15 protein-coding genes are annotated in these 13274 nt (G+C 72.9%); 7 read left to right on the top strand and 8 right to left on the bottom strand.

Annotation, left to right across the window (positions count from 1 at the left end; genetic code table 11):
• Nucleotides 1-74: 74 nt before the first annotated feature.
• Nucleotides 75-1115: a cytochrome P450 gene (locus ACLJQZ_RS40095; RefSeq protein WP_410625958.1), complete on the bottom strand. Its 1041-nt coding sequence runs from the start codon at nucleotides 1113-1115 to the stop codon at nucleotides 75-77.
• Nucleotides 1116-1190: 75 nt separating this feature from the next.
• Entirely contained in the window at nucleotides 1191-1316 is a 126-nt protein-coding gene (locus ACLJQZ_RS40100; protein WP_410625959.1) for a tryptorubin family RiPP precursor, read from the bottom strand.
• Between the two features lie 267 nt (nucleotides 1317-1583).
• Here ACLJQZ_RS40100 and ACLJQZ_RS40105 point away from each other — a divergent pair, with 267 nt between their 5' ends.
• Both ACLJQZ_RS40105 and ACLJQZ_RS40110 read left to right on the top strand, forming a co-directional pair.
• Entirely contained in the window at nucleotides 1584-2351 is a 768-nt protein-coding gene (locus ACLJQZ_RS40105; RefSeq protein WP_410625961.1) for a hypothetical protein, read from the top strand.
• A gap of 53 nt (nucleotides 2352-2404) precedes the next feature.
• Entirely contained in the window at nucleotides 2405-2542 is a 138-nt protein-coding gene (locus ACLJQZ_RS40110; RefSeq protein WP_410625962.1) for a hypothetical protein, read from the top strand.
• On the opposite strand, the gene ACLJQZ_RS40115 is transcribed toward ACLJQZ_RS40110, so the two are convergent.
• Nucleotides 2539-3165, bottom strand: a complete 627-nt coding sequence (locus tag ACLJQZ_RS40115; protein ID WP_410625964.1) for a TetR/AcrR family transcriptional regulator — start codon at nucleotides 3163-3165, stop codon at nucleotides 2539-2541. The two genes, ACLJQZ_RS40110 and ACLJQZ_RS40115, sit on opposite strands and share 4 nt — an antisense overlap.
• A gap of 89 nt (nucleotides 3166-3254) precedes the next feature.
• On the opposite strand from ACLJQZ_RS40115, the gene ACLJQZ_RS40120 reads away from it, so the two are divergent.
• Complete coding sequence (locus ACLJQZ_RS40120) at nucleotides 3255-4751, top strand: FAD-dependent oxidoreductase (RefSeq protein ID WP_410625966.1); 1497 nt, start codon at nucleotides 3255-3257, stop codon at nucleotides 4749-4751.
• Between the two features lie 428 nt (nucleotides 4752-5179).
• Nucleotides 5180-6130 carry an anti-sigma factor RsbA family regulatory protein gene (locus ACLJQZ_RS40125; protein WP_410625968.1) on the top strand — a complete coding sequence of 317 codons (951 nt, stop codon included), beginning with the start codon at nucleotides 5180-5182 and terminating at the stop codon, nucleotides 6128-6130.
• A gap of 24 nt (nucleotides 6131-6154) precedes the next feature.
• On the opposite strand, the gene ACLJQZ_RS40130 is transcribed toward ACLJQZ_RS40125, so the two are convergent.
• Entirely contained in the window at nucleotides 6155-6463 is a 309-nt protein-coding gene (locus ACLJQZ_RS40130) for a helix-turn-helix domain-containing protein (RefSeq protein ID WP_410625970.1), read from the bottom strand.
• 424 nt (nucleotides 6464-6887) lie between these two features.
• Between ACLJQZ_RS40130 and ACLJQZ_RS40135 the strand changes: the two genes are divergently transcribed.
• Genes ACLJQZ_RS40135 through ACLJQZ_RS40145 form a run of 3 tightly spaced genes read left to right on the top strand, consistent with a single transcriptional unit; the run spans nucleotide 6888 to nucleotide 9087 of the window.
• Entirely contained in the window at nucleotides 6888-7958 is a 1071-nt protein-coding gene (locus tag ACLJQZ_RS40135) for a hydrogenase expression protein HypE (RefSeq protein WP_410625972.1), read from the top strand.
• A gap of 5 nt (nucleotides 7959-7963) precedes the next feature.
• Nucleotides 7964-8464, top strand: a complete 501-nt coding sequence (locus tag ACLJQZ_RS40140) for a NifU family protein (RefSeq protein ID WP_410625974.1) — start codon at nucleotides 7964-7966, stop codon at nucleotides 8462-8464.
• A complete protein-coding gene (locus ACLJQZ_RS40145) occupies nucleotides 8461-9087 on the top strand; it encodes a DUF5947 family protein (protein ID WP_410625976.1) in 627 nt (208 codons plus the stop codon). The genes ACLJQZ_RS40140 and ACLJQZ_RS40145 overlap by 4 nt, the downstream gene beginning before the upstream one ends.
• A gap of 13 nt (nucleotides 9088-9100) precedes the next feature.
• Here ACLJQZ_RS40145 and ACLJQZ_RS40150 read toward each other — a convergent pair whose 3' ends face one another.
• The 4 genes from ACLJQZ_RS40150 to ACLJQZ_RS40165 are packed head-to-tail and all read right to left on the bottom strand — an operon-like array spanning nucleotide 9101 to nucleotide 13263.
• Complete coding sequence (locus ACLJQZ_RS40150; protein WP_410625978.1) at nucleotides 9101-10261, bottom strand: NAD(P)/FAD-dependent oxidoreductase; 1161 nt, start codon at nucleotides 10259-10261, stop codon at nucleotides 9101-9103.
• Nucleotides 10262-10295: 34 nt separating this feature from the next.
• A complete protein-coding gene (locus ACLJQZ_RS40155; RefSeq protein WP_410625980.1) occupies nucleotides 10296-11000 on the bottom strand; it encodes a glycosyltransferase in 705 nt (234 codons plus the stop codon).
• Nucleotides 10997-12265, bottom strand: coding sequence for a bifunctional PIG-L family deacetylase/class I SAM-dependent methyltransferase (locus ACLJQZ_RS40160; RefSeq protein ID WP_410625981.1), 1269 nt, complete (start codon nucleotides 12263-12265; stop codon nucleotides 10997-10999). Before ACLJQZ_RS40160 ends, ACLJQZ_RS40155 begins: the two co-directional genes overlap by 4 nt.
• A complete protein-coding gene (locus ACLJQZ_RS40165) occupies nucleotides 12262-13263 on the bottom strand; it encodes an acyl-CoA dehydrogenase family protein (protein WP_410625983.1) in 1002 nt (333 codons plus the stop codon). The genes ACLJQZ_RS40160 and ACLJQZ_RS40165 overlap by 4 nt, the downstream gene beginning before the upstream one ends.
• Nucleotides 13264-13274: the final 11 nt, after the last annotated feature.

Consider the following 13274-nt stretch of genomic DNA (forward strand, 5'->3'; position numbering starts at 1 on the left):
ACACGGCGACCGGAGTGGCCAACACGGCGACCGGAGTGGCCAACACGCTGCCCGGAAGGGCCAACGCGGCATCGTCAGCGGCGCACGACGCGCAGGTCGGCCACCTCCAGCAGGCCGTCGAGGTCGACGTGGCCCTTGAGCTGCCGCGGGTCCGGCACCAGCCCTTGCGCGCGGACGACGTCCAGCAGGCGGCCGGCCAGCGGCAGCACCATGTGACGGCCCCAGCAGCGTTCACTCACGTGGCCGAACGGCAGGTAGCCCGGCTGGGTGTCGGCGTCCAGGTCCGCCCAGCGCTCGGGACGGAACTCGTCGGGGTCGTCCCAGAGCGCGGGGGAGCGGTGGCTGACGATCGGCAGCAGCAGGACGTCGTCACCAGGGGTGATGCGCGCGTCGACCTCGGTGTACTCCGGCGAACGGACGCGCAGGATGTTCCACGACGGCGGCAGCAGCCGGAGGGCTTCGTCGAGCACGTGCTCGTTCGGGACGTCGTCGGCGAACGGCGCGCCGAGCCAGACCGCGTTGGTGACCAGGGCGGCGACGGTGAAGCAGATCGGGGCGGCGACGCGCCGGTAGAGGTACATCCGGAAGCGCCGCTCGGCGAAGTCGTCCGCCGCGAGGACCTGGCGCGCGAGGGTGGACAACTCCCGGCCCTCGGGGGACGGCGGGAACACCGCGGACCCGGTGGTGACGGCCGACCAGGTCAGCTTCGGGGTCAGCTCCAGCCGCCGGTCGACGAGCGTCCGGAACCGGCGGGTTTCGGGGCCGAAGACCAGGTCACGCAGGTGAGCGTGCGGCACGGCCGGCCACTTCCCGGTGAGGTCGGGCCGGCCGGCGGGCTTCTTCAGGGCGGCCCGGACGTCCGCGCCGACGGCCTGCATCAGGCTCGCGGACTCCGTCCGGGTGACGCGCCGGCCGAGGACGGGCTTGAACGTGGGCCGTTCCTCGGCGTTCGCCGGGCGGGCCAGGAGCAGGGCGTTCATCAGATCGGGGTCCGCGACGCCGATGGTGTCCGGTTCGAGCCGGAAGAGCTCGCCGCCCCGGTGCTCCCGCAGCAGCCGGTCGATCCGGGGCGCGAAGACGGTGCGTTTTGTCCGGTTGCCGGCGGCGATGACCACTCTTCCATGCTCCTTCGAGGAAAGCGGAGGGCCGGTTCCGGGATGTCCGGAACCGGCCCGATCCGGTGGTGAGGATCAGATCCAGCCGTACCAGGCGTAGGCCTTCAGGCTCTTTGCGGGGAGCGCTTTCTTGACGAGACGAATCAGCTTCACCGACGTCCTCCTTCGTTCGTGTGAAAGGGATCCCGCGTCCGCGATCATCCGGGGTCCACATTACGGGGAAGAAGTGCCGGCTGGTCAAGAACGAGCTTCCGGTTGTCCATTCCCTGTCCGGTCACCGGTGAGCGGGAATATCCTACGAACGTCGGTATTGATCGAATTCGCGTTCGATGCTAGGCAATGGATTTACACACACGTATTTCATTCTTCACATTCGTGTGTCAGGCGGCATGTTCGAGACGGCCCTCGGGTGGGTAGCCAGGGGGTGTGGTGGGCGACGTCCGCCGAAACGAGTGGAGAGGTGAAGCCATGGGCGACGCTGCGGTCGGGCAACGAGTGAAGACGGCGGCGGCTGGCGTGCGAGAGCTCGCCGTCGAGGCCGCGCGAGTGGGCGCGGATGCGGCCGCGCGGGCGGTGGAGATCACCGACCGGAAGCTGGCCGAGGGGGCCGACGAGCTGGCCCAGGTCGGCCGCAAGGCGACGAAGGACTTCGACAAGGGCACGAAGGCGTCCCGCCGTGAGCTGCGGGTGAACTCCGTCGCGGCACGCGACGAGGTGCTGGCCCGCGCGGTGAAGCTGCGCGACCCGGGCCGCAAGGCCGCCGAGGCGGTCGCGGCCGTAGTCGGCTCGACGGGTGATTCCAGCCGCAAGCGCCGCAAGACGGTGGCGACGGCGAAGAGAGACCTGACGGCGGCGCTGGCCGAGGCCAAGAGCGCGGCCAAGGGCGAGCGGTCGAAGAAGGCCCGCTGGCCGTGGCTACTGGGCATCGCGGTCCTCGCCGCGGGGGCGGCGGCGGTGCTGCGCGCGAAGCGGGGCAACCCGCTGGCGGAACCGCGGCTCCACGAGGCCGACGCGGCAGCGGAGAAGGAGGCCGCGCAGGCCAACGGCAGCGCGCCGAAGCCGCCGGTGACCCCGGCGACGCCGCCGCCGGCCCCGCAGAACGGCGCGAAGACCCCGGTGGCGAAGCCCCCGGCGGCGCCGACGAGCAGCGGTGTGAAGCCCGCGGTCGTCCCGCCGAAGCCGGCGGTGACCCCGCCGAAGCCCGCGCCGAGCCCGGAGAACAGCCCGAAGAAGTAGCAGTACGCGCGAAAGGCTCCGCGACGCACCAGGTGTGCGCCGCGGAGCCTTTTGTGTTCCCGCAGCGCAACGCGGCACTCGCGCGCGCCGTCCAGGCCCGCGACCAGCGCCGTGAAGCCGGGCAACTCCGGTTCACGAAGCTCTCGCCGACCCGAGGCCGGGTGTGGCTCGCCTTGCGCGAGGCGCTCTAGACGTCCGGGGCGGCCGGTGCGGTGGCGCGCACCAGCGGCAGGAACAGCTCGTCGACGATCGCCTCGATGCGCTCGGGCTTCGGGGGTTCGAGGCCCATCACCAGGTCGTGGCGGACCAGGTCGAACGGCATGTCGAGCACCGCGGCGGGGATGCGCGCCAGGTCGATCTCGCCGCGGTGGTGGGCGCGCTGGTAGAGGGCCCGGCCGTGGGGGAGCGGCTGGTCGCCCATGACCTGGTCGCGGACCTGCGCCGGGGTCAGGCCGGTGTCGGCGAGCAGCCCCGAGAAGGCGGTGGCCACGGCGATGGCGAAGAACGCGGCCAGTGCTTCGCTCGCGGCCGTCAGCTGGGCGATCAGGTCGCCGCGCAGGGTGCCGGTGTCGGGGAGTGCGACCGGGTGGGCGCTCCGGTGGTGCTCGATCGCGGCGAGCACGAGCCGGTCCTTGTTGGCCCAGCGGCGGTAGAGCACGGCCTCGCTGGTGCGGGCGCGGACGGCGATCGACTCCATCGTCAGGCGGCCGTAACCGACCTCGACCAGCTCGTCCCACCCGGCGGTGAGCAGCGCGGACTCGAGCTGCTTGCCGTGACGGCGCCGGCGGGCGGGTTCGGCTGACTCGGTGACCACCCGTCCCACGATAGAAAGGCTTTCCTTTCTTGGCAAGTCGCTCTACTCTGATGTTAGAAAGAGATTCCTTTCTTGAGACGGAGGACGAGATGACCACGGTGCTGATCGCCGGCGCGGGCCCGACCGGGTTGACACTGGCCTGCGTGCTCGCTCGCGGCGGCGTCTCCTTCCGCCTGGTCGAGGCCGCCCCCGGGCCGCAGCCCGGCTCGCGCGGCAAGGGCGTCCAGCCGCGCAGCCTGGAGGTGTTCGACGATCTGGGCGTCGTCGAGCGGGTGCTCGCGCACGGCCGGATGGCGATGCCGATCCAGACGACCGCCGCCGACGGCCGGGTGACGCCGAGCGGCACCGAGCCGGTCGCGGCGCGGCCCGACATCCCTTACCCCGCGAGCCTGATCACGCCCGAGTGGCGGATCGAGGAAACCCTGCGGCTGCGGCTCGCGGAGCTCGGCGGCGCGGTCGAGTTCGGCACCGCGCTCGAGAGTTTCGAGCAGTCGGACGACGGCGTGTCGGCGGTCGTCGTCCGGGACGGCGTGACCGAGACGGTCACCGCGCACTGGCTGGTCGGCTGCGACGGCGGCCACAGCGTCGTCCGCAAGCAGGCCGGTATCGCGTTCGAGGGCGAAACCCGGGACGCGGTGCGGATGATCGTCGCCGACGTCGAGGTCGACGGCCTCGATCGCGACGCCTGGCACATGTGGCGCCACGACGACGGCATGGTCAACCTCTGCCCGCTGCCCTCGACCGGCGTCTTCCAGTACCAGGCCAGCATCGCGCCGGGGCAGGATCCCGAGCCGGGCCTCGCGAACATGCAGGCGATCCTCGACCGGCGCAGCGGCCGCACGGACATCCGCCTCCACGAGCCGGCGTGGACGTCGTTGTGGCGCGCCAACATCCGCCTCGTCGACCGCTACCGCGCGGGGCGGGTGTTCCTCGCCGGCGACGCGGCGCACATCCACTCGCCCGCCGGCGGCCAGGGGATGAACACCGGCATCCAGGACTCGTACAACCTCGGCTGGAAGCTCGCGGCGGTCGCGAACGGCGCGTCACCGGCGCTGCTCGACACCTACGAGGCCGAGCGCCGGCCGGTCGCGGCGGGTGTGCTCGCGCTGTCGAACGCGCGTCTCAAGGACGCGATCGAGCAGAAGGGCCTCGTCGTCCGCAGCGACGCGAGCACGAAGCAGCTCGGCGTCGGCTACCGCGACTCCGTCCTGGCCCGCGACGACCGCGACGAGACCGCGCGGCTGCGCGCCGGCGACCGCGGCCCCGACGCGACCGGGCTGAGGACGCCGGAAGGCGAACGCCGGCTGTTCGAGCTGACCCGCGGCCACCGCTTCACGCTGCTGGGTTTCGGGGCCCCGCCGGCGATCGACGCGCTCGACCTCACGACCCTCCACGTCGTCGAAGAACCGGCCGGCCCCGGCGACGTCGCCGACCCCGAAGGCCACCTCGCCGACGCCTACGGCGCGGGCGCCCACACCCTCGTGCTGATCCGCCCCGACGGCTACATCGCCCTGATCTCCGACGCGGGCGACGTCTCGGCGGTCGCGGGCTACCTCGCCGAGCTGGTCGGTGGTACCAAGCCCTAGCGGGTGGGATCAAGGTGCCGGCTCGCTCGGCTCGCCGGGTAATGCCGCCGGGCTCCGGATATTCGTGTTTCGCGAACAACGCGCGCACTTGGTCGCATTGCCGCGAGGTATTTTCCAGCCGTCGCCGGGACAGTTGTGTTAGCCGGTCGGCGGCGCTCGGACATAAATGGTCGCGACACCGGATCGTCTGCGGCCGTCACGGCTCTGACCTGTGTTGATGGTGATCGACGCGCGGGACATAAATGGCGCGTTACCGGGACGTTCCAAAACGACCAGGAGTGAATGCTCCGAAAGGTGGAATGGATTCCGGCGGCGATACCGAAAAGGCTCCGCCGCGGGTACTCTCCCCTCGTTCCCATGGAACGTTCTGCGGAACGACACCATCTTGCGGTCGAGTTCGAAGACCGGTCCCCGGAGGTTAAGCGCGTATGGCGACCCCGACGTCCGTCCCCGCCGAGACAGACTTTCGGCACCAGAGCTACGTCTACGGCAGCGACGCGGAGTTCCTCGCGATGGCGGTCCCCTTCGCGCGGGACGGGCTGCGGCGGGGCGAGCCGGTGCTGGTCGGCACGACCGAGGCCAACCAGGAGCTGCTCGACGACGTCCTGGGCGCCGACGCGGGCAAGATCGTCCTCGTCGAGCCGGCCTCCTTCGAACGCCGTCCGCCGCAGCTCGCGGCCGCGCTGCACCGGTACTGGACGCGCTACCGGTCGACGGCGCCGGGCGGCGCGGTGCGCGTGCTCGCCGAACCGGCCCGCGTCGGCGCGGCCGAATGGCGGCACACCGAGGCCGGGTTCAACGTGGCCCTCGCCGACACCGGGATCTGGATGCTCTGCCCGTACGACACCAGGATCTTCGAGGCCGGCGCGATCGAAGACGCCCGGCGCGCGCACCCGGAGCTGCTCGTCGGCGGCAAGGCCGAGCCGTCCGCGCAGTTCGCCGTGCCCGAGCGGGTCGACGGCTTTCCCGCCTCCCCGCCGCCACCCGGCGACGCAGCCGACATCTTCCGCTTCGAGGGCGACCTGGTCGCCGTGCGGCGCTACGTGCTCGAGAAGGCCGGCCCGCTGCTGCACCCCGAGAACGCCGTGGCCATGTTCGGCATCGCCGTCGGCGAAGCCATCACCTACCTGACCGAGCACGGCATCGGCCGGGCGGCCGTGTGGGTCCGGCCGGCCGCCGGGCGCGTGGTGTGCACGCTGCACAGCGACGAGCCGCTCGACCTGCCCGCGTTCTTCGGGTCGCGGCCGCCGGACCTGCGCTGCTCCGACACCGGGCTGTGGCTGACCGACCAGATCTGCGAGTGGCTCGACATCAGCTCCGACGCCTCGGGGTGCACGATCGAGCTGGCGACGCCGGGGTCGTGGGCGAGCGACAACTGACGCCGGGACACTTGTGTCCGCGCGTCACCGCAGCTGCACGTCGCCGAACTGCTCCTGGATCCGGCGCAGCTCGCGCAGCCGCGGCTCGGTCTGCCCGCCGATCCAGCGGTTCACCGTCTTCACCGACACCTCGAGCCGCTGCGCGGCGGCCTCCCGGGTGGTGCCCGTCCGGCGCAGCGCCTCCGCCATCCAGTCGGCGAAGCTCGCCGCGGCTTCGCCGGAAACCTCCGGAACCGGCGTTTCCGGCACGGCGGGGTCGAGGTGCGCGGTGGCCGAGGGCAGGACGTCGAACTCGACCCGGCCGGGGTATTTCCGGCACGAGATTTCGATCATTCCCGCCGGTCCCGCGGCGGCCAGCAGCGTGCTGAGGATCGTGTTTCCGAGTTCGCGATCTTCCGCTTCGGCGAGAGGCGAGTCCGCGAGACAGCCGCGGAGGAATTCCCGGATTTGCGGAACGGCGGACGGGCGGGCCGGAAAAACTTTCGTGCTGACCTCGACCGATACCACCTCGATCGCCTCGCCGCGCGACCGACCAGCCGACTCAACCACTCGAAGTGCCCCTTCCGGTGTCCTCCGAGTGTAGCCGGGCGGGGGACTTTCCCCGACCCCGGAACGGAGTAGCGAGCCGTCCCAGTTCTGTCGCGGACGGCCCAGGACACTCTTGCCGCCACTGCCGGACAGGTCTACGGTGGGCGTCCGTCGGGCCGTCCCGAGGGGGGATTTCCTGAAGTTCCCGAGCCTTCAGAGGTGTGCATCGATGGACAGGGCCCCGCAGCACGGCAACGGCCCGCAGGCCGATCCCGTCAATGACTCACCCAATGAACCGCCCACCGTCCACATTCTCTGGATGAATGGCGGTCTGAGCTGCGACGGCGAATCGGTGGCGTTGACCGCGGCGAGCCAGCCCAGTATCGAAGAGATCGTTCTCGGCGGTCTTCCCGGCTTGCCGAAGATCGAAATGCACTGGCCGTTCCTCGATTTCCAGTGCGGTCCCGAACAGAGCCGGGACAGTTTCATCGGGTGGTGGCACAAAGCCGATCGGGGTGAACTCGAGCCGTTCATCCTGGTGATCGAAGGCTCCATAGCCGACGAGACGAACAAGACCGAGGGCTTCTGGTCCGGGTTCGGCAACGACCCGCTCACCGGCCAGCCCGTGACCGCCAGCGAGTGGCTCGACCGGCTGGCCCCCAAGGCGATGGCGGTCATGGCCGTCGGCACCTGCGCGGCCTACGGCGGCATCCACGCGATGGCGGGCAACCCGACCGGCGCGATGGGCGTGCCCGACTACCTCGGCTGGGACTGGCGCTCCAAGGCCGGCCTGCCGATCGTGTGCGTCCCCGGCTGCCCCGCCCAGCCCGACAACCTCTCGGAGACCATCCTGCACCTGCTCTTCCAGGCGTCCGGCCGGGCGCCGGTGATCGCCGTCGACGAGGCACTGCGCCCGAAGTGGCTGTTCCAGAACACCGTCCACGAAGGCTGCGACCGGGCCGGGTACTACGAGCAGGACGAGTTCGCCGAGCAACACGGTTCGCCGAAGTGCCTGGTCAAACTCGGGTGCTGGGGCCAGGTCGTCAAGTGCAACGTGCCCAAGCGCGGCTGGATCAACGGCGTCGGCGGCTGCCCGAACGTCGGCGGCATCTGCATCGGCTGCACCATGCCGGGCTTCCCCGACAAGTTCATGCCCTTCATGGAGGACCCGGCGGGCGCCGGCGCCCCGGCCGCGGCGAGCACCGTGTCGGGCTCGGCGATCCGCATCCTGCGGGAGATCCGGACCAAGCCGGGCGCCGAGGAGCCGCAGAGCATGCCGTCGCGGGCCACCAGCTGGTGACGGCGATGCCTTCTGTCCGCGCCGTCGGCGACCGCGTCGAAGAACTGCTGGCCGTCCTGCTCGGCGGCCCCGGCCGGGAGCCCGCCGAGGAGATCGTGCGGGAGCTGATGAACCTCTACGGCGAAGGCCTCGCCCGGATCGCCGGTCTCCTGCGCGTGCGCGACCCGGCGCTGCTCGACGAGCTCGCCGGCGACGGCCTGCTGGCGGGGCTCCTGGTGCTGCACGACCTGCACCCGCACGACGCGGGTACCCGGGTCCGCCGGGCCCTGGACCGGCTCGGCACCGACGCCGAGCTCCTGGGCGTCGGCGACGGCGTCGCGCGGGTGCGGGTGGCCCGCGGCCGCGGTTGTGGTGCCGCGGCGGCCGACGCGCTCCTCGAAACGGCGGTCCTCGACGCCGCCCCGGAGCTCGCCGGCGTCGAGCTGACCGAGCCCGCGGCGCTCTTCCAGATCGGCATGGGCCCGCCGCCCGGCTGGGGGCCGGCCGCGGAAGGGCGGGCTTCATGAGTTCCCGCACCGGTTTCCCGCACCGCGCGGACCAGCCGGGCCCGGTGCCGGAGCAACGTTCGGCGTGGCTGGAGAAGTGCGAGCTGTGCGGGACGCCGGTCGCCTCGCGCCACGGCCACCTCGTCGACACCGGCCGCCGCGGCCTGGTGTGCGCGTGCCGGGCCTGCTTCCTGCTCTTCATCGAGTGCCGCCGCGGTGACCCCCGGTACCGCGCGGTGCCCGAGCGGTACCTGTGGGACCCGGACCGACCGGTGGCCGCCATCGACTGGGCCGGCCTCGGCATCCCGGCGGGCTTCGCGTTCTTCCTGCGCCGCGGGGCGGGCGTCGCGGCGTTCCACCCGGGCCCGGCGGGGGCCGCCGAAAGCCTGGTGACCCTCGACCTCTGGACCGAGCTGTCCGCCGGCCACCCGCTGCTCGCGGCGGCCGAGCCCGAGGTCGAGGCGATCCTGTTCCACGACGCCGGGTGCGGCACGGACTGCTACCTGGTCCCCGTCGACGTCTGCTACCGCCTGGTCGGCACGATCCGCCGCTACTGGACGAGCCCCGACGGCGGTCCCTGCGTCCGAGAGCGCGTCGACGAGCTGTTCGAGGAGATCCGGGATCGGGCCCGGCCGCTGCGGTGACGCTCAATCCGCTCTAGCTCCTGATGGGCACCGGTTCGTGCTTCCGGATCAGCTCCTCGCCGCGCTCGTAGTCGTCGTCGGCTTCGTGGGTGAGGACGCCGACCGCCGCGCCGGCGCGTTCGTACCAGACCGTGAAGCCGCCGCCGTCGCGCTCGACCAGGTGGGCGTGGTCGAAGCCGTCGCCCCAGGCGGCGTACTTCAGCACCCGGTCGCCGATCTCGGACCAGAAGCCCGGGACGTCGTCCCAGGTCTCGGACTCGCCGGCGGCGTTGCGGCCGGCGATCGCGCCCATGGCCAGGCCCTCGCCCCAGTGCTCCACGGCCAGGGCGCGGCCCGCGGCGGTGTTGTCCGCGAAGGCGACGTCTCCGGCCGCGAAGACGTCGGGCGCGCTGGTGCGCAGCCGGGCGTCGGTGCGGACGCGGCCCTGTTCGATCGTCAGCCCGGCCTTCTCGGCGAGCGTGCTCCGGGGCCGGATGCCGGTGGCGAGCAGGACGAGCCCGGCGTCGAGCACCGGCACCAGGTCCGAGCGCATCCGGTGCCCGGCTTCGATCGACTCCAGCGTCGTGCCGCGCAGCACGCTGACGCCTTCGGCCTTGAGCCACCGCAGGATCCGGATCCCGGCGTCGCGGCCGAGGCGGGCTTCCTGCGGGACGTTCTCCTGGCAGACGACGGTCACCTGCACCCCGAGGCGCACGAGCGAAACCGCGGCCTCGCAGCCGATGAACCCGGCGCCGACGACGATCGCGCTGCGGGCGTCGGACGCGACCTTCCGCAGCTCGCGCGACGACTTCGCCGAACGCAGCACCAGCACGTCGACGTGCTCCGCGCCGGGAATGTCCGGCCGCACGGGTTCGGCGCCGGTCGCGAGCACACAGCGGGTGAAGGCGTGCTCCTGACCGGCGGCGGTGCGGACGCGGTGGTCACCGAGTTCGACGACCGGGTCGCCGAGCGAGACCGAAATGTCCTGCGCGGTGAAGAACTCTTCGCTCTCCATGCCGATGTCTTCGGTCTCGCCGCGCAGGAAGTCCTTGGACAACGGCGGCCGCTCGTACGGCGGATCCGTGTCGGCGGTGAGCAGGCGGACCTCGCCGCTCCCACCGGCTTCGCGATACGCACGGGCGGCCGACACCCCGGCCGCGCCACTGCCGATCACTACCAGGCTTTCGGACGTCATCCTCGTGCGTACCCACCGGGGGCCGGGGTAATCGTCAGGCGACCGGTTCCTCCCGCAACGTACGAAGCAGTGCGGCCAGCCCTTCGGGAGCGCGGCCGTCGAGGCGGGCGCTCGTGCGGACCACCGCCGCGGGCTCGACCCGGCAGCGGAACCCGGCTTCGCCGAGGCGTCGCCACAGGTCGTGGTCCTCGCCCGTGCGGCAGACGCCGAAGCCGCCGACCGCGTCGAACGCGTCCGCGCGGACGCCGAGGTTGGCGCCGTAGACGTTCACCCCGCCCGCGACCACCCCGTGGTAGCGGCGGGCCGCGTGCGGTGACCCCGGGAACGGCGCCGCCAGCTCGGCCGGGCCGGTGACCGCGTGCGCGCCCCGCTCGAACCGGCGCAGGTGCTCGCGCGCCCAGCCCGAGCCGACCCGCGTGTCGGCGTCCGTGTTGAGCAGCAGCACCTGCGACGCCGCGTGCCCGGCCAGCTCGGTCCGCACCGCGTGGGCGCCGAGGTCGCGGACCTCGCCGATGGTGCGCTCCCGGCCGGTGACCACGACCCGGCCCGTCGCCCAGCCGCCGAACACGGCGCGGGCGCGGGCGGCGGTGTCGTCCGCGCACCGGTCGGCGACCACGCACACCGCGCGCTCGACCCGCGCGGGCAGCCGCCACAGGGCCTGCCGGAGCGCGCGCAGGCACGGCTCGATCAGGTCCCGCTCGTCCCGGGCCGGGACGACGACGCCGACCGCCGTGATCACCGGCGCCTCAGCACGTGCAGCAGGAACGCCTCGTCCGTGTGGGCCACCACCTGGTCGAACGCCGGGTGCGCGAGAAGCCGTCCGTGCGCTTCGGCGGCGTCGCGGGGCGCCTCCGGGGCCCACGGCCGCCAGTGGACGGCGACCAGGTCCCCGCCCGGCCGCAGCGCCGCCGCCGACGCTTCGATGGTCGCGGTGAGGTCGGCGTCGTCCAGGTAGTACAGCAGTTCGCTGTACACCAGCAGATCCACCGGTCCCTCCGGGATGCCGCCCGGAACAGATCCACTGTGGACGTCCACATGCGACAAGTCGGCGAGCAACGAAGTGGCCCGCGTGACGGCTTCGGGAACCGGGTCGAACGCGACCAGCCGGTCACAGCGTGCCGCCAGGTCCCGGGTGAGCAGCCCGAGGCCGCATCCTGGCTCGACGATCGTGCCGTAGTGCTCCTGCGGCAGGGAAGCGAGCAGCACCGCGCGCTTGCGCCGCTCGTACCAGCCGTCGGCGACGTGCCACGGGTCGTCGTCGGCGGCGTACAGCTGCGCGAACCGGCTCACCGGCGCCGACCGCGCGGGCGGCTCGCGGAAGAACGTCTCGGCCGGCCGGTCGAAGTGCGCGAGGACCTCCGGCGGCAGGATCGGGTCCTCACCCCGGGGCCCGGGCTTGAGCTGGGAGGTGAACGCCGCGACGGCAGCGGCCTTCGCGGTGCGCTCGGCGCCGGTCAGCCGGTAGGACCGGGCCCGCGGCCAAGGAAGCTTCTCATCCGCGGGATCCCGCCAGTGCCACAGCCAGATCGGGTAGGACCAGCGGTGGGCGTTCACCGGCGCGGCGGCGAGCGCGGCCCGGCCGGCCGCGCGGTGGTCCGGGTGCGGGTCCTCCGGCCACGGCAGCAGCACGAGGTCGCGGCCTTCGGCGTGCTCGCGCAGCGCGTCGGCCAGCTCGCCCTCGTGCTCGGCGAGCCCGGAGTCGGGCAGGCCGAGCCAGACCGGTTCGACGTCGGAAAGTCCTTGCTCCCGCAGGGAATCCCGCAGTTCCCGGCGCCGGGTGCGGCCCAGCTCCCGGCGTTCCTCGGGCCCGGCGTCGGGGAACGCGGCCTCGCCGTCGGTGGCGACGACGAGCGTCACGGCGGTGCCCGCGTGGTGCAGGTGCTGCAGCAGGCCGCTCGCGCCGAGGGTCTCGTCGTCCGGGTGGGCGGCGACGACCAGCGCGCGGGTGAACGCGTCGTCCGTCCACCCGGGAAGCTCCCGGGTCCAAGCCGTCTCGGGTGTCACACGTCCTCCACGGCGTCCAGCACCTGCCGGCCCAGCGCGGCGAGGTCGCGCTCGGCGTGGTGCTGGCGGACGTAGACGCTCAGGTCGGCCAGCCGCTGCGCGAACCGGCGGTCGCGGCCCAGCGGGCTCGCGCCGGTCAGCCGGGGCGCGTGGTCGAGGATCTCGCGAACGGCGTGCTCCACGCCGGCGCGGCACGTGCTGGCGACGTGCCACGGGTCGGCGGCCTGCTCGATGGTGCCGGCCGCCTGCAGCAGCAGCGTCTCGGCCGAGCGCAGCGCGGCGTGCATCGCGCCCAGGTGGGCCAGCTGGTGGTCGTCGGCGCGGCCGGACTCGCGCAGGTACGCCACGACGCCGTCGAAGACGCCGGCCGCGCCGCCGAGCCAGACGGCGGCGACCCCGCCGCCGCCCAGTGCGAAGCCGGGCCGCCCGATGTACCAGTCCGGCGGGCCGATGTGCGCGTCGGCGGACACCAGGATGCTGTCGAAGACGACGTCGCCGCTGTCGGAGGCGTCCATCCCGACCGCCTGCCAGGTGTCCGGGTGCCGCTGCACGCCGGGGTCGGTGAGGTCGACGTCGACCAGCCGGTCGCCCGCCGCGACGAGCGCCCGGTCCAGGAGGGACAGTCCGGAGCAGAACCGCACGGTGCCGCCCAGCCTGCCGTCCTCGAGGGTCGCGCCGGTGCCGCCGGACTTCGCCGCCCAGACGCCGTAGAGCGCGCCGGGCACCGGGATCAGGCCGGCTTCGCCGAGGATCGCGACGGCGTCGGTGTGCCCCTCGGCCAGCCGCGCGAGCGTCAGGTCGATCCGGCCGAGCGCCGCCAGCGCGGCCCAGCGGCCGACGAGCCCGCCGGTGCCGGGCTGCGGCAGGTCGAGCGCGCCCGCCGCGTACAGCGTGCGGAGGTCGGACCCGATCGAAGCGGTGGAGCGGGGCAGCGGCAGCGGTTTCGGCGGAGCGGTTTCCAGCAGACCGTGCGCCGGTCTGGCCTCCCACGTGATCATGCGTCCCGAGT

This window comes from Amycolatopsis sp. cmx-8-4, from assembly GCF_046548675.1.
Classification (GTDB): Bacteria; Actinomycetota; Actinomycetes; order Mycobacteriales; family Pseudonocardiaceae; genus Amycolatopsis.